20 protein-coding genes are annotated in these 20,189 nt (G+C 68.9%); 15 read left to right on the plus strand and 5 right to left on the minus strand.

What is annotated here, in order from left to right:
* Positions 1-12: 12 nt before the first annotated feature.
* The gene (locus IBX18_RS14115) at positions 13-1,668 is read right to left on the minus strand and encodes an ABC-F family ATP-binding cassette domain-containing protein (RefSeq protein WP_194834118.1); all 1,656 of its coding nucleotides are present in this window, start codon (positions 1,666-1,668) and stop codon (positions 13-15) included.
* A gap of 259 nt (positions 1,669-1,927) precedes the next feature.
* On the opposite strand from IBX18_RS14115, the gene IBX18_RS14120 reads away from it, so the two are divergent.
* The 5 genes from IBX18_RS14120 to IBX18_RS14140 all read left to right on the plus strand — a co-directional run bounded on the left by IBX18_RS14120 (position 1,928) and on the right by IBX18_RS14140 (position 5,423).
* Positions 1,928-2,119: a PspC domain-containing protein gene (locus tag IBX18_RS14120; RefSeq protein ID WP_194834119.1), complete on the plus strand. Its 192-nt coding sequence runs from the start codon at positions 1,928-1,930 to the stop codon at positions 2,117-2,119.
* A 105-nt stretch (positions 2,120-2,224) separates the two neighbouring features.
* Entirely contained in the window at positions 2,225-2,533 is a 309-nt protein-coding gene (locus IBX18_RS14125) for a DUF6802 family protein (protein ID WP_107654237.1), read from the plus strand.
* A 106-nt stretch (positions 2,534-2,639) separates the two neighbouring features.
* On the plus strand, positions 2,640-2,972 hold the full coding sequence (locus tag IBX18_RS14130) for a hypothetical protein (protein WP_194834120.1): 333 nt from the start codon (positions 2,640-2,642) through the stop codon (positions 2,970-2,972).
* 39 nt (positions 2,973-3,011) lie between these two features.
* Positions 3,012-4,913 carry a hypothetical protein gene (locus tag IBX18_RS14135; protein ID WP_194834121.1) on the plus strand — a complete coding sequence of 634 codons (1,902 nt, stop codon included), beginning with the start codon at positions 3,012-3,014 and terminating at the stop codon, positions 4,911-4,913.
* A gap of 162 nt (positions 4,914-5,075) precedes the next feature.
* Entirely contained in the window at positions 5,076-5,423 is a 348-nt protein-coding gene (locus IBX18_RS14140; RefSeq protein ID WP_194834122.1) for a hypothetical protein, read from the plus strand.
* 24 nt (positions 5,424-5,447) lie between these two features.
* Here the strand turns inward: IBX18_RS14140 and IBX18_RS14145 are convergent, their stop codons facing one another.
* On the minus strand, positions 5,448-6,305 hold the full coding sequence (locus IBX18_RS14145) for a dienelactone hydrolase family protein (protein ID WP_194834123.1): 858 nt from the start codon (positions 6,303-6,305) through the stop codon (positions 5,448-5,450).
* A 36-nt stretch (positions 6,306-6,341) separates the two neighbouring features.
* On the opposite strand from IBX18_RS14145, the gene glmS reads away from it, so the two are divergent.
* On the plus strand, positions 6,342-8,225 hold the full coding sequence (gene glmS, locus IBX18_RS14150) for a glutamine--fructose-6-phosphate transaminase (isomerizing) (RefSeq protein ID WP_194834124.1): 1,884 nt from the start codon (positions 6,342-6,344) through the stop codon (positions 8,223-8,225).
* A 146-nt stretch (positions 8,226-8,371) separates the two neighbouring features.
* Here the strand turns inward: glmS and IBX18_RS14155 are convergent, their stop codons facing one another.
* Complete coding sequence (locus IBX18_RS14155; RefSeq protein ID WP_194834125.1) at positions 8,372-9,568, minus strand: MFS transporter; 1,197 nt, start codon at positions 9,566-9,568, stop codon at positions 8,372-8,374.
* Positions 9,569-9,706: 138 nt separating this feature from the next.
* Between IBX18_RS14155 and IBX18_RS14160 the strand changes: the two genes are divergently transcribed.
* Positions 9,707-10,198, plus strand: coding sequence for a MarR family winged helix-turn-helix transcriptional regulator (locus tag IBX18_RS14160; protein ID WP_107654246.1), 492 nt, complete (start codon positions 9,707-9,709; stop codon positions 10,196-10,198).
* A gap of 39 nt (positions 10,199-10,237) precedes the next feature.
* Here the strand turns inward: IBX18_RS14160 and IBX18_RS14165 are convergent, their stop codons facing one another.
* Positions 10,238-10,669, minus strand: a complete 432-nt coding sequence (locus IBX18_RS14165; protein ID WP_228540937.1) for a cupredoxin family copper-binding protein — start codon at positions 10,667-10,669, stop codon at positions 10,238-10,240.
* Positions 10,670-10,780: 111 nt separating this feature from the next.
* Here IBX18_RS14165 and IBX18_RS14170 point away from each other — a divergent pair, with 111 nt between their 5' ends.
* The 7 genes from IBX18_RS14170 (at position 10,781) to tsaD (ending at position 17,410) form a co-directional block, all read left to right on the plus strand.
* Positions 10,781-12,235, plus strand: a complete 1,455-nt coding sequence (locus tag IBX18_RS14170; RefSeq protein ID WP_194834126.1) for an NAD(P)H-hydrate dehydratase — start codon at positions 10,781-10,783, stop codon at positions 12,233-12,235.
* A 230-nt stretch (positions 12,236-12,465) separates the two neighbouring features.
* Positions 12,466-13,593: an alanine racemase gene (alr, locus tag IBX18_RS14175; protein WP_194834127.1), complete on the plus strand. Its 1,128-nt coding sequence runs from the start codon at positions 12,466-12,468 to the stop codon at positions 13,591-13,593.
* Entirely contained in the window at positions 13,590-14,681 is a 1,092-nt protein-coding gene (locus tag IBX18_RS14180) for an alpha/beta fold hydrolase (RefSeq protein ID WP_194834128.1), read from the plus strand. The genes alr and IBX18_RS14180 overlap by 4 nt, the downstream gene beginning before the upstream one ends.
* Positions 14,674-15,120, plus strand: a complete 447-nt coding sequence (gene tsaE / locus IBX18_RS14185) for a tRNA (adenosine(37)-N6)-threonylcarbamoyltransferase complex ATPase subunit type 1 TsaE (RefSeq protein WP_194834129.1) — start codon at positions 14,674-14,676, stop codon at positions 15,118-15,120. The genes IBX18_RS14180 and tsaE overlap by 8 nt, the downstream gene beginning before the upstream one ends.
* Before the next feature lie 55 nt (positions 15,121-15,175).
* Complete coding sequence (gene tsaB / locus IBX18_RS14190) at positions 15,176-15,871, plus strand: tRNA (adenosine(37)-N6)-threonylcarbamoyltransferase complex dimerization subunit type 1 TsaB (RefSeq protein ID WP_194834130.1); 696 nt, start codon at positions 15,176-15,178, stop codon at positions 15,869-15,871.
* Between the two features lie 4 nt (positions 15,872-15,875).
* Positions 15,876-16,370 (plus strand): ribosomal protein S18-alanine N-acetyltransferase, encoded by a 495-nt coding sequence (gene rimI / locus IBX18_RS14195; protein WP_107654252.1) that lies wholly within the window; start codon positions 15,876-15,878, stop codon positions 16,368-16,370.
* On the plus strand, positions 16,367-17,410 hold the full coding sequence (gene tsaD, locus IBX18_RS14200) for a tRNA (adenosine(37)-N6)-threonylcarbamoyltransferase complex transferase subunit TsaD (RefSeq protein WP_147143558.1): 1,044 nt from the start codon (positions 16,367-16,369) through the stop codon (positions 17,408-17,410). The genes rimI and tsaD overlap by 4 nt, the downstream gene beginning before the upstream one ends.
* Positions 17,411-17,449: 39 nt before the next feature.
* Here the strand turns inward: tsaD and IBX18_RS14205 are convergent, their stop codons facing one another.
* Positions 17,450-19,003 (minus strand): Hsp70 family protein, encoded by a 1,554-nt coding sequence (locus IBX18_RS14205; protein WP_194834131.1) that lies wholly within the window; start codon positions 19,001-19,003, stop codon positions 17,450-17,452.
* Positions 19,004-19,795: 792 nt separating this feature from the next.
* On the opposite strand from IBX18_RS14205, the gene groES reads away from it, so the two are divergent.
* Positions 19,796-20,095 (plus strand): co-chaperone GroES, encoded by a 300-nt coding sequence (groES, locus tag IBX18_RS14210; RefSeq protein WP_014981824.1) that lies wholly within the window; start codon positions 19,796-19,798, stop codon positions 20,093-20,095.
* Positions 20,096-20,189 lie beyond the last annotated feature (94 nt).

The following is a 20,189-nucleotide window of genomic DNA, read 5'->3' on the forward strand; positions in this document are numbered from 1 at the left end:
ATGCGCCGCCGGTCAGGTGGTTTCGGTGAGCTTGCCCAACTCCATGTGCCAGCGACGGGTGGACTGCACGGTGTCCAGCATGCGCCGGTCATGGGTGACCAGCAGCAGTGTGCCGGTGAAGGATTCGACGGCCTGCTCGAGTTGTTCGATGGCGGGCAGGTCCAGATGGTTTGTCGGTTCGTCGAGGACGAGCAGGTTCACGCCGCGGGCCTGCAACAGCGCGAGGGCGGCGCGGGTGCGTTCGCCGGGGGACAGGGTTTCGCAGGCGCGCAACGCATGTGAGCCGCGCAGCCCGAACTTGGCCAGCAGGGTACGCACCTCCGCGTCCGGCCAGTCCGGCATCTGCGCACTGAAAGTGTCGGCCAGCGAGGTGGTTCCGCGGAACAGCCCGCGTGCCTGATCGACCTCGCCGATCTCCACGCCGGAACCGAGCGAGGCAGTTCCGTTGTCCGGCTGGATCTTTCCGAGCAGGAGCGCGAGCAGGGTGGATTTGCCGGAGCCGTTCGCGCCGGTCAGCACGATCCGGTCGGCCCAGTCGACCTGGATGTTGATCGGGCCGAGGGTGAAGTCACCCAGAGTGACCGTCGCGTCGGACAGGGTGGCCACCACCGAGCCGCTGCGGGGCGCGGCGCCGATGGTCATCCGCAGCTCCCACTCCTTGCGCGGTTCCTCGACCACGTCCAGGCGTTCGATGCGCCGCTGCGTCTGCCTGGCCTTGGCGGCCTGCTTCTCGGTGGACTCGGCGCGCATCTTGCGGCCCGCCTTGTCCGAGTCGACCTTCTTCGGGTCGCGCACCTTGCGGCGGGCGTTGCGCACACCGTGTTCGAGCCAGTTGCGCTGCATCTGGGCGCGCGCCTCCAGACCCGACTTGGTGTCGGCGAACTCCTCGTAGGCCTCGCGCGCATGCTGGCGGGCGATCTCGCGTTCCATCAGATACGCCTCGTAGCCGCCGTCGTAGATGCCTACCTGCTGCTGTGCCAGATCCAGCTCGACGATGCGATTCACCGTCCGCGCCAAGAACTCTCGATCGTGGCTGATCACCACCAGCGGTACCCGGACGCCGGTGACGAACTGCTCCAGCCGGGCCAGGCCGTCCAGGTCGAGATCGTTCGTCGGCTCGTCCAGCAGCAGAATGTCGAAGCGCGACAACAACACCGAGGCCAGACCCGCGCGTGCGGCCTGGCCGCCGGACAGGCCCGTCATCGGAGTGTCGAGGCCGCTGGGCAGGCTGGCGATCAGGCCGAGATCGGCGGCGATCTCCGCGGCGCGCTGGTCCAGATCCGCGCCGCCGAGGGCGAGCCAGCGCTCCAGAGCGGGCGAGTACTCGTCTTCGCCGCCGTCGGCGATGCGCTCGGCGGCCGCGTCCATGGTGCGCTGGGCTTCGGCGACACCGGTTCGGCGACCGAGGAATTCGAGGACCGTCTCGCCGGGTACCCGTTCGGGTTCCTGCGCCAGATAACCGACGGTGGCGTCGGGTGGGCTCAGCGTGATGCTGCCGGTTGGCGTGTGCCGGTCCGCGAGCATGCGCAGCAGCGTGGACTTGCCCGCGCCGTTCGCGCCGACCAGGCCGATCACGTCACCCGGTGCCAGGGTGAGATCGAGGTCGTCGAACAGGGTGCGTTCGCCGTGTCCCGCGGACAGGCCGCGCGCATGCAGAGTGGTGCTCACGACTCCGCCTCGCTGGCGCTCGGCTCCGTCGCGCGCACCGGCACGCTGTATTTTCGGTTCACTCGCTGACGCTCCCTCACTGTCTTAAGTCTGCCGTGTCAAGGCTGCCTGCCATGCACCCGGTCGGACTTACTCGGGGTCACACCCTGAACTGGGGTACGGGGAAATCAGGGTAGGTATCGGTCCACGGAGCGATGCGCGACCAGGCGCGGCTGGGCAGAGTGGAGTTCGAAGAGATCACCACCAGAGAGGGAAGATCATGACCGCACCTGCCCGCCGTTTCGCCCGCTCCACCCACGACAAGTGGATCGCCGGAGTCTGTGGCGGCATCGCCGACTACCTCGGCTGGAATGCCAATGTCGTGCGCCTGCTTTTCGTGGTTTCGTGCCTGCTGCCCGGCCCGCAGTTCATCCTGTACCTGGTGCTGTGGCTGCTGATGCCGAAGAAGTGAGGCCCAGGGGGCTGCGTCGAGCTCCCATGGATGTCAGGATGGAGCGATAGCGCTGTTGTCGGGTGACCGGATGAACAGCATCACGAGTCCTGCTGAGGAGGAGTAATGATCACCTCGGGTGAATTGCCGGGTCTGGAACTGCCCGGCATCGACGCATCCTCGTCGCTGGATGGTCTCGGCGCGATCGAACTGCACCACCCCACCCAGGACATCGACGGTGACGGCACCCTGGACACCATCACCACCAACGGTGCCGACGCCATGCAGGTGTGGACCGACTACGACCACGACGGCCTCGCGGACCATGTCACGGTCGTCGAGAAGGACGGCGACTACGCCGCTTGGGAATTCCACCGGCATCCGGACGGATCGTCGGAGTGGGTGCGAACCGACCACGGGAAGATCGGCACGTAGTTCCGTCGGCGGGGTCGTCGCGACCCCGTGGATTCGATGGAACCGAACGCCGGGTGCGCGCGTCGAAGGAAGTATGGCGGCACTCGGCGAACACGGAGGGGCGTAGATGACCGGCGATCCGAGCGGCATGGTCGGGGTCCAGACGGGGGAGTTGGGACGGCTCGCCGCCGATCTACGGATATCCGGGCAGGTCGTGGCGCAGCGATCGAAAGACGTGACCGACAACGCGTTCGGGCCCGGCGATGCCGGCGCGCACTACGCCGAGCACGGCAAACAGATCCAGCAGGGCTTCGAGCGCATCGGCCACTGGATGCGGAACTGGGCCGAAGCGACGATCACCACGGCGGACGCGCTCGGCGCCTCGGTCGTGCGGTACTCGGACACCGTGCAGGAGACCGCAGGCGACATCGCGAAGGCCGGCCGTGACATCCAACCCTGAGCTCCGGGACGCCAACACCGCGACGGCAGGGGAGTAGCCGTGGTTTTCACCGTGCCCGCACACGCGCCGATCAAGGACTACCTCGACATCGGCTCTCGAAGTCTTGTGTACTTCGAACATTTCGAGCCGCGCTACCGCCGCGCCTTCGGTGACCCGCCCGCCGACCTCGCCAGTTATGCGCAGCTGCACCAGCGCTTCTACGAGCAGAACGGGCTGAACGAGGACAAGCTGTACAACGCCTCGGCCAGGTTGCAGGAGGTGCTGCAGGACGCCGGGGTGCAGGTGGACAGCCAGCGCGTTTCCGCGCAGGCGCTGCCGTCGCTGTGGCAGGGGCAGGCCGCCGATGCCGCGATCGACATGCTGAATCTGCAGGTCGGGCGGGCCGACGCCGACTGGAAGACGGCCGGGACGGCCTGGCGGGCGCTGGCCGGCTCGATCGCCGCCTTGCGCAGCGCGGTGAAGATCAAAGCCGATGTCGTGGCACACATTCTGGAGCATGGCGAGGCGGTGAAGATCGACGGGAAGACCCCGGAAGACGTCGACGACATCATCTCGGGTACGTCGATCTCCTTCAGCAACATCACCCAGAACAGCCTGCTCAGCAAGCTGTGGCGGATCTTCCCGGAACTCGCCGAGGGCAACGTCGCGCAAGACATCGTGCTGTTGATTCCGGGCACCGACTATCGGGACCGGATCCAGCAGCGGTGTCGCGACTGGCTCGACAAGGTGTTCCAGCCTGATTACACGGCCAAAGTGCGCAAGTTCAGCGAAGTTTGCGACCTGACCGACCAAGGGGTCGAGAACGTCTATGAACCGCTCATCGGTGCGCTGAATCAGGTGCCCGACACGGCTTATCCGCGTCCGGCGGGGATGCCGGTGCCGGAGCAGCCGAAGAGTGAGGGCACGCCGAAGGACACTGCGTTGCCCACCCAGCCCGGAAATCCCACGGTGCCAACCGTTCCGGCCGGCACGCCGGCGACACCTGTCTCGCTTGCGCCGAGTGCGCCCGCGTCGCCGTCGCCGAGCACGCCTTCGACTCCGGCTTCGCCGTCGGTACCGAGCACGCCTGCTTCGCCATCGACACCTGAATCTCCGTCGACGCCGGCGTCGACGTCGAACCAGGGCACTCCATCGACACCCAGCGTGCCGTCGACACCGACCGTGCAGGTGCCGAACACCTCGTCGCTGGAGGGCCTCCCGGCGCTCAGTCAGGTGGCGAATCAGTTGTCGCCGTTGGCGTCCGGGATCAGTAACCTCGTCGACGCGGGAATCAGCTCACTGACCGGGATCATCAAGGACGGCGTCGATGGCGCGGTGCAGCTGGTCGAGGACGTCATCGATCCGAGCCAGGCGGACCGGGATCACGACGGGAAGCCGGACGGTAAGCCCGCCGCCGAATTCGATGTTGCGGGTAAGCATCTGAAGTTCGAGATGGGGCCGGACGGCCAGTTGACGTTGATGATGTCCGAAGCCGATGGGAAGACGCAGGAGTTCAGTCTGCGGCTCGACGAGCACGGGATGCCGGTTCTGGAGATGAGCGAGCCGAAAGATGGCTCGCCTGCGGAGAAGCCGTCGCCCACTGATCCCGCCCCGTCCGCGCCATCGGCGGAGAAGCCGCCACCCGCCGACTCGGTGCCGCCCGCGGGTAAGTCACCCAGCGACTCCAGCCCGTCCGCGCCGCCTGCGGACAAGTCGTCGCACGCCGACCCCGCTCCGGCCGCACCGGAACAGAAGAAGTCGGTCGAGCAGCCCGACGCCGAGGAGAACACCGGCCAACCAGGCGGTCGACCCGGCGCCCCGCCTATGCGGCGCGAGGAAGACGGCGAGCACACGCCCAAACGCATGCCGGGCGAACAGAATGCGGAGGCACCCTTCGACAGCGGCGCGGAATTGGCCGAGGCAGGCCCGATGGGCGACCTGGCCGAAGCGGGCCCGCTGTGAGCACGCCACCGCGCAGTGGGGGAGCCGGAGGCCTGAGGTGCGGTCGAATCAGGAAGTGAGCGAGCGCCCGGTCAGTCCGGTGCGCTCGGATAGTGGTCGCGTCGAGCGGCGGTGCGGAGCCGCGAGCTGATGTCCACCTGCGGATCGGGGAGAATCGACATCGTGAGTTATGCCGAGGAGATCGAGCGCGTCGCCGAGGAATGCCGCCGCCGCTCGGCACAACTGCTGGACGAACTCGACGAGATCAACCGCAAGACCGCGGACACCAGCCGGGAACTCGCCGATAAGTCCGCCGCCGCCCTGCGCGAGTTCTGGGCAGCGCACTCGGACGAGCTGGACAAGGCCCGCGCCGAGGCTGAAGAAAAAGAACGCCTGGAAACCGAAGCCCGCGAGCAACGCGAAGCCGTCGCCCGCTCCATCGCCGCCCGCAAAGCCAACCGCGACGTGCTCCCCGTCGACCAGGAAGACGAAGAAGCCGCGTTCTACCAGCGCGAAACCTGGTTGATCTAACCGCCGAGCCGAATGTCCATGGCGCTACCTGCGGAGCAAGCTTGCGAGCTGGCCGACCTTCAACTTCGGCGGCTTGGTCTCGTCCTCGGCGTCCGGATCGACGACCACCGTGTGCGGGATCTCGGCCTCCGGGTCGGCGAAGGGGCGGTAGGTCTTGTCGCCGGCGACGGTGGCGAGCAGGTAGCCCGCGAGCAGGGCTCGGGTGGTGCGGGCGGTCTTGGATTCGTGCTTGCCCGCGCCGACGGCGGCCAGCACGCGGCGACCCTCGATGATGCCGTTGTGTGAGGCGCCGTCGATCGCCCGGAACACCGACGGGCCGCCCCAGGCGGTGGCGAGCGGGATGGCGTTGGAGCTGACCGAGGCGAGATCGGTGGCACCGGCGAGAATCAGCGCGGGCGTGTCGAGGTCGGGTGCGAGGTTCTCCGCGGACGGCGCGGTCGGCGCGGGGAACAGGGCTGCGACCGCAGCGACCTCGCGCTGGGTCGCGGCGATGACGGCGGCCCCGGCGCCCATGCCGTGCCCGACCAGCGCGAGCCGGTCGGGGTGCACGCTGATCGAGCCGTCACCGAGCCGCACGCCGGTGCAGATGTCCAGGGTGGTGAGCAGATCGGTGGCCAGACCCAGGTGTGACGGAATCGGGCCGCGCTCGGTATCCGGCGCGGCGGCGACGAAACCCCAGGACGCGAGATGCTCGAGTAGCGCACGGTAGTTGGCGGCGCCGGTCAGCCAGCCGTGCCCGAACGCGACGGCGGGCAGGTTGAGCCCGGATTCGGGCGTGAACACCACCCCCGGCTGCCCGGCGATCGCCAGATTGCCGCGCAGCACCCGATGGGGGCCGCGGCTGGTCAGGGTGCTCAGGAGCGATTTCACAGACGCCGACACGACGAGAACGTTATCCGATAAGTACTCTGGTGAGCCATGTGCGGAATCGTGGGGTACGTCGGATACCGGGACGCGCTCGGCGTAGTCGTTGACGCGTTGCGCCGCATGGAATATCGCGGCTACGACTCCGCGGGTGTGGCGATCGTCGACGGCGCGGGCGCGTTGGCAGTGGAACGCAAGGCAGGCAAGCTGGCCAATCTGGAGGCCGAACTCGCCGAAATCGGGGTGGCGCGGTTCGCGGGCACCACCGGAATGGGGCATACACGCTGGGCAACGCACGGCGCGCCGACCGACCGCAATGCGCACCCGCACCGCGATGACAGCGGCAAGGTCGCCGTGGTGCACAACGGGATCATCGAGAACTTCGCCCCGCTGCGCCGCGAGCTGGAGGAAGCGGGCGTCGAGCTGCGCAGCGACACCGACACCGAGGTCGCCGTGCACCTGGTGGCCAGGGCTTATGCGGACGGGCCGACGGCGGGCGACTTCGCGGCCAGCGCGCTCGCGGTGGTGCGCCGGTTGGAAGGCGCGTTCACGCTCGTCTTCACCCATGCCGATCATCCCGATCTGATCTTCGCGGCGCGCCGGTCGACCCCGCTGGTGGTCGGCGTCGGCCGGGGCGAGATGTTCATCGCCTCCGATGTCACGGCGTTCATCGAGCACACCCGCGAGGCGGTCGAACTCGGGCAGGACCAGGCCGTGGTGATCACTGCGGACAGCTACACGGTCACCGACTTCGCGGGCGACGACGCGACAGCGCGCACCCGCCCGTTCACCATCGACTGGGATCTGGCCGCCGCCGAGAAGGGTGGCCACGACTACTTCATGCTCAAGGAGATCGAGGAGCAGCCCGCCGCGGTCGCCGACACCCTGATCGGGCATTTCACCCACGATCAGGAGGGCGGCGGCCGGATCGTGCTGGACGAGCAGCGCCTCGCCGATCAGGAGCTGCGCGACTTCGACAAGGTCTTCGTGGTCGCCTGCGGCAGCGCGTATCACTCCGGGCTGCTGGCCAAGTACGCGATCGAGCACTGGACCAGGCTGCCCGTCGAGGTGGAGCTGGCCAGCGAATTCCGTTACCGCGACCCGGTTTTGGATCGGTCGACGCTGGTGGTGGCGGTGTCGCAGTCGGGCGAGACGGCCGACACGCTCGAGGCGGTGCGGCACGCCAAGGAGCAGAAGGCGCGCGTGCTGGCGATCTGCAATACCAATGGCGCGCAGATTCCGCGCGAGTCCGACGCGGTGCTCTACACCAGGGCCGGGCCGGAGATCGGTGTCGCCTCCACCAAGGCGTTCCTGGCGCAGGTGACCGCGAATTATCTGGTCGGGCTGGCCTTGGCGCAGGCGCGTGGCACCAAGTACCCGGACGAGGTGGCCCGCGAGTTCGCCGAACTCGAGGCGATGCCGAAGCTGGTGGCCCGGGTGCTGGAGACCGCGCCGCAGGTGCGGGCGATCGCGCGCGAGCTGGCGCACGTGTCGACGGTGCTGTTCCTCGGCCGCCACGTCGGGTATCCGGTGGCGCTGGAGGGTGCGCTCAAGCTCAAGGAGTTGGCGTACATGCACGCCGAGGGTTTCGCGGCGGGTGAGCTCAAGCACGGCCCGATCGCGCTGATCGAGGAGGGGCTGCCGGTGATCGTGGTGATGCCCTCGCCCAAGGGTCGCGCGGTGCTGCACTCCAAGCTGCTCAGCAATATCCGGGAGATCCAGGCTCGCGGCGCGCGCACCATCGTGATCGCCGAGGAGGGCGACGACACGGTCCGTCCGTTCGCCGACGATCTCATCGAGATCCCCTCGGCGCCAACGCTGTTCCAGCCGTTGCTCTCGACGGTGCCGTTGCAGATCTTCGCCGCCGAGGTTGCCCAGGCGCGCGGTTACGACGTGGACAAGCCTCGCAACCTGGCCAAGTCCGTCACCGTCGAATAGTCCGTTCGCCGAAACACCCCGAACCATCCAATGGTTCGGGGTGTTTCGCGTTCGGGGTGGACTCGCCTCCGGAGCGGCAAAGCGCGAGTGGTGTTTCTGTCGTGTGCCGCTCACGACACCGAACCCGACGGCACCGGGTATGCCCGTCAGGGACGGGCGACTACCAGGGATTCTGCTGGGGCCGAGGCCGTTTCGGCGGTGGAGCGGCGTTCCAAAGCACCGGACCAGACGGCCAGGGCCAGCGCGGTGAGCACCAGGACGACGCCGACCCAGTTAGGAGCGGTGTAGCCGAAGCCTGCCGCGATGACCAGGCCGCCGAGCCAAGCGGCGATGGCATTGCCGAGATTGAACGCGCCGATATTGACCGCCGAGGCCAAAGTCGGTGCGCCGGAAGCCTGGTCGAGCACGCGCTTCTGTAGCGGCGGGACGGTGGCGAAGCCGAGCGCGCCGATCAGCACGACGGTGATCGCGGCGGCGATCTTGTTGTGCGCGGTGAGGGTGAACAGGGCGAGCACCACGGCCAGGCCGCCGAGGGACAGGTAGAGCATCGGCATCAGGTGCCGGTCGGCGAACTTGCCGCCGATCAGATTGCCCGCGAAGAAGCCGAGCCCGAACAGCACCAGCAGCCAGGTGACCGAGCTGTCGGCGAAGCCGGTGACCTCGGTCATCATCGGCGCGAGATAGGTGATCGCGGCGAAGACACCGCCGAAGCCGAGGACGGTCATCGCCATCGCGAGCAGTACCTGCGGGTTGCGGAAGACGGCGAGTTCGGTGCGCAGCCTCGCGTCCTGCGGCGCGGGCTGTTCGGGCACCAGCAGCGCGACGCCGAGCAAGCCGATCAGCCCGACCAGCGCGACGATCAGGAAGGTGAGCCGCCAGCCGAAGTGCTGGCCGAGCAGGGTGCCGACCGGCACGCCGACCATGGTGGCGACGGTGAGTCCGGTGAACATGATCGCGATCGCACCGGCGCGCCGATCCGGCCGCACCACGGTGCCCGCGACGACCGCGCCGATGCCGAAGAACGCTCCGTGCGCCAGCGAGGCCACGATGCGGCCGGTCAGCATCAGTCCGAAAGTTGGTGCGACGGCGGACAATACGTTGCCGGCCACCAGGAGCAGCAGCATGCCGAGCAGCATGCGCTTGCGGGAGACCCGCGTGCCGAGCCCGGTCATCAGCGGCGCGCCGACCACGACGCCGAGGGCATACCCGGTGACCAGCATCCCGGCGGTCGGGATGGACACCGCGTAGGTGTCGGCGATGTCGGGGAGCAGTCCCACGACGACGAATTCGGTGGTGCCGATTCCGAATGCCCCGAGTGTCAGGGCGAGGAGTGCGAGCGGCATGAGCGAGGGCCTCCACGATAAGTTGCGCCTGAGCCTTACGGGCGTCAACAATAATTGCAGACGCGTGATAATTGCAAGCGCGGGCTATCGCGATAGTCATCTACCCTGGAGGGACAATCCCTACGCGGAAGGAACGCAATGACCGCGGATGCCGCCCTGACCGGCCTGGCCGATGGCTGGTACGCACTCTCGCTGCTGCACGATCGGATCGAGGCGCACATCGAACGGGCGCTACAGGCGGGCCACGATCTGAGCGTCCGCGAGTACTCGCTGCTGGTCGTGCTCAGCCGTCAGCACGACGGGCCGGGCGGTCACCTACGGATGAACCAGGTCGCCGAGGCGGTCGTGCTGAGTCAGAGCGCGACGACCCGCCTGGTCACCCGGCTGGAGGACCGCGGGCTGCTGCAGCGCTACCTGTGCCCCGACGACCGCCGCGGCATCTACACCGACGTCACACCGCCGGGACTGACGCTGCTGGAACAGGCCAGGCCCACGCACGACGCCGCACTCGCGAGTGCCCTCGGCCAAGCCGCGGCCGATCCCGAGCTTGCACCACTCGTGGCTGCTGTCGAAGCCCTGAACACGAGCTCGGCGCGAAGTCCGCGCACTCGTCAGTACCGTCCCGTCTGACCCGGTCGGGCGTCGGGCGGGACCTGGCGCAGGCGTGGACTACTGAACGGTGATGGTGCCGCGCATTTCGGGATGCAGCGAGCAGAGGTAGCGGTAGGTGCCGGGAACGGTGAAGGTGTAGCTCCAGTCGCCCTTGTCGATGATGGGGCTGTTGAGACCCATGGCCTTGTCGCCGATGCCTTGCACGGTGTGCGGGGCCTTGTCGGCGAAGTGCCAGGTGACGGTGTCGCCGGTCTTGACGGTGATCTCGGCGGGGGCGAACTTCATGTCGTCCACCGCGACCGTGACGGCCGCCGGTTTCGTATCGCCCGGCGGCGTCGTGGCCGAGGTCGTCGACTGCGGCGACCGCTTCGTGGTGGTCGCGGCGGAATCCGTGTCGCCCCCACCGCACCCGGCTACCAGCAGCGCCGCTACCAGCGCGCATCCGGTGACTACCTGCGTTGACCTGGCACGGCGCTTGACCATAGACATGATGGCCAAGCGTAGTCTGCTGGAGTTGCGGGCCTGCGCGGCGCTCTCGGCGCCTCGGCACACCCGCGGTGATCGACAAGCAGTGCCGAACAACCCAGTGGAGGATCGACCATGTCCACGCAGCGGGGCTATTTCACCGCCGACGAAGTGCGCGCGGCCGAGGCCGAGCTGTTCACCCGGGTGCCGGACGGTGTCCCCATGCAGCGCGCGGCCCACGGCCTGGCCACCGTCGTCGCGGGCGAGCTGCGGGCGCGCACCGGCGGGGTCGCCGGACGCTCGGTGACCCTGCTCGTCGGCTCCGGTGACAACGGCGGCGACGCACTGTGGGCCGGATCGATGCTGCGCCGTCGTGGGGTCGCGGTGACCGCGGTGCTGCTGAACCCGGCCCGCGCCCATGCGAAAGGTCTTGCGGCGCTGCGCAAGGCAGGTGGAAGGGTGCGCGAAGAGGTCGGCTCGCCCGACCTGGTGATCGACGGCATCGTCGGCATCTCCGGTCGTGGTGCGTTGCGCCCGGATGCCGCGGAACTCGTTGCCGCACTGGATGTCCCGATCGTTGCCGCGGATTTGCCCAGCGGGGTGGATCCGGATACCGGCGCGATCACGGGTCCGGCCGTCCGTGCCGCCGTCACCGTCGCGTTCGGCGCGTACAAGCCGGTGCACGTGCTCGCCGCGCCGCACTGCGGGCGAATCGAACTGGTGCCCATCGGTTTACGGCTGCCGGAGCCGAAGCTGGCGGCGCTGGCGCCCGCGTCGATCGGTACGAGCTGGCCGGTGCCGGACGAGCACGACGACAAGTACACCCAGGGCGTCACCGGCGTCTGCGCAGGCAGCGCCGACTATCCGGGTGCCGCGGTGTTGTGCACCGGTGCCGCGGTGCTGGCGACCTCGGGCATGGTCCGCTACGCCGGAACCGGCAGCGCCGACGTGCTCGCCGAGTTCCCGGAAGTCATTGCCACCCAGCATGTCTCGGAGGTCGGCCGGGTCCAGGCCTGGGTGTTCGGTCCGGGTGCGGGCACCGACGCCGGCGCCCGCAAACGGCTCACCGAAATCCTCGCCACCGACCTGCCCGTCGTGGTGGACGCCGACGGCCTCACCATGCTCGCGGCCGAGCCCGAGCTGGTACGCGGCCGCTCGGCCCCGACCGTATTGACCCCGCACGCAGGCGAATTCGCCCGACTGACCGGCGCGGACATCGGCGCGGACCGAGTGGCCGCGGCGCGCGCCCTCGCCGAGGACTGGCAGCTCACCGTCCTGCTGAAGGGCCGAGCCACCCTCGTCGCCACCCCCGATGCCCCCGTCCTCGTCAACGAGGCAGGCGCATCCTGGGCCGCCACCGCAGGCGCGGGCGACGTCCTCTCCGGCATCATCGGAGCCTTACTCGCCGCCGGCCACACCCCCGCTCGGGCCGCCGCATCTGCCGCCCGTGCCCACTCGCTCGCCGCCAACCTCGCCGCGCACGAAGGCCACCCCGAAGCCGCCCCCATATCGGCGACCCCCCTACTCCACCACCTCCGCCCCGCCATCCGCACCCTGCGAGCCCTCGCCCGACCCGAGCTCACTGGGTAATAGTCCAGCGGCCCCGCCTGTGCCACCGGACACGGCCGCGACCACTCACCGCAACCAGCCATGGCCACGCGAATAGACTTCCACCGAACACATCGAGACAACTGATATCGAAAGCACATGGGTAACTCGTCGGGTACGGGCTGACCTCGCCCACGATCTCACTGCCGGCCGCCGGCGCCACGCTCGTGGCACCTGAGTCCGGCTTGAATATCCGGAGAGGCGGAACAGGCATGCACGCGCAGGTGGAGACGGTCATCGATCTGGATGCCATTGCCCATAACGTGCGCATCCTCCGTGACCACGCGGGCGACGCCGCCGTCATGGCGGTGGTCAAGGCGGACGGCTACAACCACGGCGCTGTCGAGGTTGGCAAGGCCGCGCTCGCCGCGGGTGCCGCCCAGCTCGGGGTCACGACGATCGATGAGGCGTTGCTGCTGCGCCAGGGCGGGATCACCGCGCCGATCTTGAGCTGGCTCAACGATTCCAGTGCCGACTACGCCGCCGCGGTCACCGCCGACATCGAGATCGGCGTCTCCTCGCTGTCCCAGTTGCGCGCGGTGGAGGCGGCGGTCCGGCACACGGGCCGCACCGCGACGGTCACCCTGAAGGTGGACACCGGCCTCAACCGCAACGGCCTGTCGACGGAGGAATACCCGAAGGCGCTGGCGGAACTGCGGGCGCTGGTCGACGAGCAAGCGGTGCGTTTCCGCGCGATCTTCTCCCACCTGGCCCGCGGCGACGAACCCGAGCACCCGACCAACAATCTGCAACGCGACCGCTTCCTGGAGGCCATCGCCGCCGCGAAGGAACACGGCCTGGAACCGGAACTGGTGCACCTGGCCAACTCGCCCGCCACGCTGACCCGCCCGGACCTCGCTTTCGACATGGTCCGCCCGGGCATCGCTGTCTACGGACTGTCCCCGGTGCCCGAGCTCGGTGACTTCGGGCTGCGCCCGGCGATGACCTTCCAGGCGCACGTCGTCCAGGTCAAACGTGTCGCGGCCGGTGAGGGTGTCTCCTACGGGCACACCTGGATCGCCCCGCGCGACACCACGGTCGCACTGATCCCCGCGGGCTACGCCGACGGTGTATTCCGGCCGCTGAGTGGACGATTCGAGGTATGGCTCGGCGGCGCGCGGCACCCGAACGTCGGCCGGGTCTGTATGGACCAGTTCGTCGTCGACCTCGGCGACAACGCCGCGAACGTCCGCGAGGGTGACGTCGCCGTCCTGTTCGGCGGCGGCCAAGGCGAACCGCGCGCCGAGGACTGGGCGACCCGGCTCGACACGATCAACTACGAGGTGGTCTGCTCGCCGCGCGGCAGAGCCGTCCGCCGCTATGTAGGTGGTGACCGATGAAGCGCCGCCGCCGGATCACCGCGGTCCGCGGCGGCCTCGCCACCGCGGGCGTGGTCGGCGCGCTGGCCGGTGCGCACGCCCTGCGCCGGATGGGCTCGCGGGTGCTCTGGCCCGCTCGCCGCGACGAATATCGTGACGAGAACTTCGATCTCATCGACGAGGATCGGTCCGGCGCGGTGCTCACCGAGGACGGTGTCCGCCTGGCCACCCGTGAGTGCGGTCCCACCGACGCGCCGGTCACCGTGATCTTCGTGCACGGCTTCTGCAACACCATGGAGTCCTTCCACTTTCAGCGCCGTGACCTCGAAAAGCGCTGGGGCGCAAGCGCGCGGATCGTGCTGTTCGACCTGCGCGGGCACGGCCGCTCGGGCACGCCGAAGACCGACAGCTGCACCGTCGCCCAGCTCGGCCGCGATCTCGCCGCGGTGATCAAGGCGAGCGCGCCGACCGGCCGGGTGGTGCTGGTCGGTCATTCGCTGGGTGGCATGGCGGTGCTCGCCGCCGCCGCGCAGTTCCCGGAGTTGTTCGCGGAGCGGGTGATCGGGGTCGCGCTGTTCTGCACGGCCGCCGCCGAGGTCACCGAGACGGGCATCACGCAGTTGCTGAGCAATCCCGCGATCGACCGGGTGCGGATGGCCGTGCTCGCCGCACCGGCGCTGGCCCAGGCGGGACGAACCACGGCGCGCCACGTGATCTCGCCGATCCTGCACGTCAGCTCGTTCCACGGTCCGGTGAGTCCCACGCTGTCCCGGTTCACCACCATGATGATCGACCGGACGCCGGTCGAGACCGTCGTGAAATTCCTGAAAGCCATCGAGCTGCACGACGAATCGGCCGCGCTGCCCACCATCGCGCCGCTGCCGGTGCTGGTGCTCGGCGGCGTGCACGACCTGGTGATCCCGTTCCGCAACTCGCTGGCCCTGGCCCGCCAGCTGCCGAACCGTGAACTGATCCGGTTCGACGACGCCGCGCACATGCCGCACCTGCAGTTCCCGGATATCGTCAACGACGCGCTCGATCGATTGCTCGTGCGCGCGGGTGCGATCGAGTCGACGCAGGACAGCGTCTCGGAGGTGACAAGTGGCTGATCGGCAGCAGCGGATCCTGCCCACCGTCGCCGACACCGAGGCGCTCGGCCGCGAGCTCGCCGCCGGCCTCGGCGCGGGGGACCTGGTGGTGCTGGACGGTCCGCTCGGTGCGGGCAAGACCGCGCTCACCCGGGGCATCGCCGCGGGGCTCGGGGTGCAGGGCCGGGTCAGCTCGCCGACCTTCATCATCGCCCGCCAGCACCGGGCCGGCGAGGGTGACGGCGCGGTGCCGCTGGTGCACGTGGACGCCTATCGGCTCGGCGGCGACTTGGACGAGCTGGACGCTCTCGACCTCGACACCGATCTGCATCAAGCGGTGGTCGTGGTGGAGTGGGGTCGCGGGGTCGTGGAACACCTGACCGACCGGCACCTGCGGGTGCTGCTTTCGCGCGAACCGGATTCGGACGTGCGCACCGCCGAATGGGAATGGGTCGATTAACTACTAGGTAGCTCCGCACCGACGGCAGCTACCAACCGGTATCGTTGGGTCAATCATGCTGGTATTAAGTGTCGACACCGCGACACCCGCCGTGACAGCGGGATTGGTGGAACTGGAGCAGGCCGCACCGGGCGCCGCCGTCCCGGCGAAGGCGCGCACGCTCGCCTCCCGCGTCCGCGTCGACCCCCGCGCGCATGCCGAGGTGCTGACCCCGCAGATCCTCGAATGTCTCACCGAGGCAGACCGTTCCAGGGCCGACCTCGACGCGATCGTGGTCGGCATCGGCCCGGGTCCGTTCACCGGTTTGCGCGTCGGCATGGCCACGGCCGCGGCCTTCGGTGACGCGCTGGGACTTCCGGTGTACGGCGTGTGCAGTCTCGACGCGATCGCCGCCGACGCGGTGTCCGACCTCACACCGGGCAGCGAGCTGCTGGTGGTCACCGACGCGCGCCGCCGCGAGGTGTACTGGGCGCGCTACCGCGACGGTGTGCGCGTCGCGGGGCCGGACGTGGCCAAGCCGAGCGACGTGGATATGGCGCAGGCCACGGTGGTCGCCGGATCCGCCTCGCATGTCGACTTCTTCGACCTACCCGTGCTCCCGGTGGAGACGCCCTCACCCGCCGGGCTGGTGCAGGCCGCCGCGGCCGACCTGCTCGCGCGCGCGGTGCCCGCCGCACTGGTTCCGCTGTACCTGCGCAGGCCCGATGCCGTCGAGAAGAGTTACCGCGCGCTCGACCGGACGGGAGCGTAAGCCGGTGAGCATCCGAATCGAGCCGATGGTCGCCGCGGACATCGAGCGCTGCGTCGAACTCGAGCAGCTGCTGTTTCCCGAGGACGACCCCTGGCACGCGGTGGCGTTCCAGTCGGAACTGGCCGCACCGCACAATCGCTACATCACCGCCCGCGACGGGGACGGGCGAATGGTCGGCTACGCCGGTGTCGCGCTGCTCGGTGATGACGAACACCCCGAGGCCGAGGTACACACCATCGGTGTCGACCCGACCTGTCTGCGCGCGGGCATCGGCACGTTGCTGCTCGAGGCGTTGCTCGCGGAGGCGGGCAAGCGCGGCGGGCCGGTGTTCCTCGAGGTACGCACCGACAACACGCCTGCGATCGCGCTGTACGCCAAGCACGGCTTCCACATCATCGGCCTGCGCAAGAACTACTACCATCCCAGCGGCGCCGACGCCTACACCATGCGCAGGCCCGCGCTCAGCGCGCTACCTCTCCCGGACGAGGTCCTCTCGTGATCATCATGGGCATCGAAAGTTCCTGCGACGAAACCGGAGTCGGCATCGTGCGCAGGCACGCCGACGGCTCCTGTGAGCTGCTCGCCGACGAGGTCGCCTCCAGCGTGGACCAGCACGCGCGCTTCGGCGGCGTGGTGCCCGAGATCGCGTCGCGCGCGCACCTGGAGGCGATCGTGCCCGCCATGCGCCGGGCGCTCGCCGTGGCGGGTATCGCCAAGCCCGATGCGCTGTGCGTGACCATCGGCCCCGGCCTGGCCGGCGCGCTGCTGGTCGGTGTAGCGGCCGCGAAAGCCTATGCGGCGGCGTGGGATGTGCCGTTCTACGCGCTGAACCACCTCGGCGGGCATGTCGCGGTGGACACGCTGGAGCACGGTCCGATGCCGCCGTGCGTGGCGCTGCTCGTCTCCGGCGGGCACACCCATCTGCTGCACGTCACCGATCTGGCCGAGCCGATCGTCGAGCTCGGCAGCACCGTCGACGACGCGGCGGGTGAGGCGTTCGACAAGGTGGCGCGGCTGCTCGGACTCGGTTTCCCGGGCGGTCCCGCGCTGGATGCCGCTGCGGCCAAGGGGAATTCGCGGGCTATCGCATTCCCGCGCGGCATGACCGGTCCCCGGGACGCGCGCTACGACTTCTCGTTCTCCGGCTTGAAGACCGCTGTCGCCCGGTATGTCGAGTCCGCGCAGCGCAGCGGGCTGACCGCCGAGGATCTGCCGATCCCGGATATCGCGGCGTCGTTCCAGGAGGCGGTCGCCGACGTGCTCACCATGAAGGCGGTGCGCGCGGCGCAGGACGTCGGCGTGGACACGCTGGTGCTCGGCGGCGGCGCCACCGCCAACTCGCGTATCCGGTCGATGGCCGAGGAGCGTTGCGCGGCCGCCGGTTTGACGCTGCGCGTGCCCAAGCCCCGCCTGTGCACGGATAACGGGGTAATGATCGCCGCACTGGGCGCCCATGTAATCGCCGGCGGCGCAAAACCGTCTGCGCTGACGGTCGCCACCGACCCCGGCCTCCCCGTCTCCATCAGCCGCGTCAGCTGAACGGTTGTGCCCCAGGGCTTTGCTGGGGCCAAAAGTGGGTCAGTCGGACTCGCCGGACGGTTCCGGATTCGTCCCACCGGGACGCACTGAACCCGAATTCTGTCGCGGCAGCACCGGCAGGTGGGACTGCGCCGGGGCTTGCGTCGGCGCGGACTTCGGTGCGGTGGGTGTCTGGGTGCCGGGCTTGTTCTTGTCCTGGTCGGACGAACCAGCCTGGGGGCCGAGGGAATTGCCGAACAGCGGGCCGAGCAGCTCGGGGAACGGGATGACCGGGAGGTTGGGGTCCGGACGCAGCGTGGGCTGGGTCGGCGGGGTGACGGGGACCGGTGTCGGGGTGTTCGACGGCTGACCGCGATCCTGGGTGATCGACGGAAGGTTGCCGCCGGGCGGACGATTGGTGCTCTCCTGATTGCGCCCGCTGGTCGAGGTGCCCGCCCCGGTGGGCGGCACGCCGTTGCCCGGTGCGGGCGGTAGCTGCGACACGCTGCTGGTGGTGCCGGCGGGGGAGACCTCGTCGTCCGAGGTGGGTGCGAAGGTTTTCACGCCGTAGCCGATGATCAGCCCGACCACCACGATCGCGCCTGCCAGGGTGCCGACCACTTTGGTGAACGTGCCGACCGGCGCGTCGGCGCCGAGCGCGGCCACCGGGAACACCGAGGGCTGCACCGAATCGGCAACCAGCGCGGCGCCTTTCGCGATCACGGCGTCGGGATCCTCGACGGTGAACACCGGCACGTCGAGTTGGTCGCCGAGCGTGTCGACGACGGCGGGAATGTTGGCTCCGCCGCCGATCACCGTGACCGCCTGCGGGAACTTGGGCGCCCGCGCGAACACGGCCGCGGCGAAGACGGCGGCCTCGCGCAGCAGGTCGGAGATCAGCTCCTCGAAGTCGGCCCTGGTCAGCTTGAGCGGCCGACCTGCGACGTGGTCGATGGTGACGGCGGGCGCGATGGACAGGTGTTCCTTGGCCGCGCGGCCGCGGTTGGTCAGCATGCCGCGGTTGGGGCGGGTGCCGCGCCGGGCGTAGTGCAGGTCGACCAGGTGGTGGTAGATGAGGTCGTCGATGGCGTTGCCGCTGATCGCGATGGTGCGCTCGGACCGGAGCACGGTGCCGTCGGCCTGGTCGGCGACGGTCACGGTGAGGCCGGTCGCGCCGAGATCGACGATGGCGACGGTGTCGTAGCGGTCGAGCAGGCCGGTGTGGCGCAGGTAGGTCAGCGCGGCGGTGCCCTCCGGGACCAGCCGCAGTTCCCGCTGCTTGCCGGTGGCCGAGCGGATCGCCTGCGCCTGCTCCTTGCTGCGGTACGCGACGGCGACGCTGGTGGGCGGGCGACTGGTCGGCGGCTCCGGGGTGCGCGGGTGCGCGCCCGCGAAGCGCGCGCCGACGGGATAGCCGACGTCGTGCAGCTGCGTGGTCGGCAGCTGGGTGGTCATCAGCTCGATCGAGGACGCGACGAGGTCGCCGAGGTCGGAGTGGGCCGCGTCGGCGGAGACGACGCGGTAGTCGAAGCTCTGCGCGCCGTTCGACGCGGTGGCGACCAGCGCCGAGCACACGACCTCGGACCCGGCCGAGATGCCGAGGGATGTTCGCATGTTCATTCACCTCCCTTCGAGCGGATGGTCCTGTGCGGCACGAGCACTCGCCCCTTGCGAGCGCTCTGTGTCACCGACCATCTCGAATGGACTGCCCGGTCGCCGGGTACTCGACGAACGATTCGGATTGCGGAACCGGTGCGGTCCCGTAGTCCGGATAGGTCGCGGGGACCGGCGATGGATCACGTGTGGCTAGCTCTCTGATGCAGCTCTGGTGGCGCGGGTACTTCGGGTGACGCTGGTTCTTCTGTGACGCAGGGTGTTCGATGACGCCGGAACTTCGGATCACGCTGAGGTATTCGGTGACGCCGAGCGCTGTAGCGACGTACGTTCTGTGACAACCCCTGGTCTCCGACGGCACTGGTTCGTGACGAACACAGCGGTCGGACAGCGACCGTCGTCAATACTGTCACAATCCGTTATCCGAACGTTACAGTTTTCCAGATCTGTTGAAAACCCCTCCGGGCGTGCGTTGGGCGTGTCGGCGACCACGCGTGTCTGTCGGAGCGCTCGCGCGAGCGAATGCCGGAAGGCCGCGCGATCTGAAATTGGCACATCCCGGCCTTGAGCGCTGGCACTCTCATGTATAGAGTGCTAGTCGGCACTGCTGAACGCGTACGGCCGGTTCTTCCGGTCGACGCACTGTGCTTGTGCCAAGCAGTTTTGACTTCTGAGCAGGGGTCCCGGCACCCGCGACGACGGGGCTATGCGACAGGGTCAGCACCAAAACCTGATACCGATGGTCCGGAACAACAGTTGCGGACGACATCCCCTGAAAGTGGAGGGCTCAACGTGGCGAGCGTGAACATCAAGCCGCTCGAGGACAAGATCCTCGTCCAGGCCAACGAGGCCGAGACGACGACCGCCTCCGGCCTGGTCATCCCCGACACGGCGAAGGAAAAGCCGCAGGAGGGCACCGTCATCGCCGTCGGCGAAGGACGCGTCACCGACAAGGGTGACCGCATCCCGGTCGACGTCAAGGAAGGTGACACCGTCATCTACAGCAAGTACGGCGGCACCGAGATCAAGTACCAGGGCGAGGAATACCTCATCCTGTCGGCGCGCGACGTGCTGGCCGTCGTCACCAAGTGACCCGCGCTCCGCGCGGTCGTTCCGGCGTGAGCCGGGATCGAGTGGTGACGTTCCATGCTCACCCGACCGCCGGGATCGAGTCGTCATGACACTG

It is taken from the genome of Nocardia sp. XZ_19_369 (genome assembly GCF_015355715.1).
GTDB lineage: Bacteria > Actinomycetota > Actinomycetes > Mycobacteriales > Mycobacteriaceae > Nocardia.

Coding starts and splice junctions, on each gene's coding strand:
- IBX18_RS14120 (WP_194834119.1), top strand. CDS start 1,928: ATGACCGCACCTGCCCGCCGTTTCGCCCGCTCCACCCACGACAAGTGG.
- IBX18_RS14125 (WP_107654237.1), top strand. CDS start 2,225: ATGATCACCTCGGGTGAATTGCCGGGTCTGGAACTGCCCGGCATCGAC.
- IBX18_RS14130 (WP_194834120.1), top strand. CDS start 2,640: ATGACCGGCGATCCGAGCGGCATGGTCGGGGTCCAGACGGGGGAGTTG.
- glmS (WP_194834124.1), top strand. CDS start 6,342: ATGTGCGGAATCGTGGGGTACGTCGGATACCGGGACGCGCTCGGCGTA.
- IBX18_RS14155 (WP_194834125.1), bottom strand. CDS start 9,568: ATGCCGCTCGCACTCCTCGCCCTGACACTCGGGGCATTCGGAATCGGC.
- IBX18_RS14160 (WP_107654246.1), top strand. CDS start 9,707: ATGACCGCGGATGCCGCCCTGACCGGCCTGGCCGATGGCTGGTACGCA.
- IBX18_RS14165 (WP_228540937.1), bottom strand. CDS start 10,669: ATGTCTATGGTCAAGCGCCGTGCCAGGTCAACGCAGGTAGTCACCGGA.
- IBX18_RS14170 (WP_194834126.1), top strand. CDS start 10,781: ATGTCCACGCAGCGGGGCTATTTCACCGCCGACGAAGTGCGCGCGGCC.
- alr (WP_194834127.1), top strand. CDS start 12,466: ATGCACGCGCAGGTGGAGACGGTCATCGATCTGGATGCCATTGCCCAT.
- IBX18_RS14180 (WP_194834128.1), top strand. CDS start 13,590: ATGAAGCGCCGCCGCCGGATCACCGCGGTCCGCGGCGGCCTCGCCACC.
- tsaB (WP_194834130.1), top strand. CDS start 15,176: ATGCTGGTATTAAGTGTCGACACCGCGACACCCGCCGTGACAGCGGGA.
- IBX18_RS14205 (WP_194834131.1), bottom strand. CDS start 19,003: ATGCGAACATCCCTCGGCATCTCGGCCGGGTCCGAGGTCGTGTGCTCG.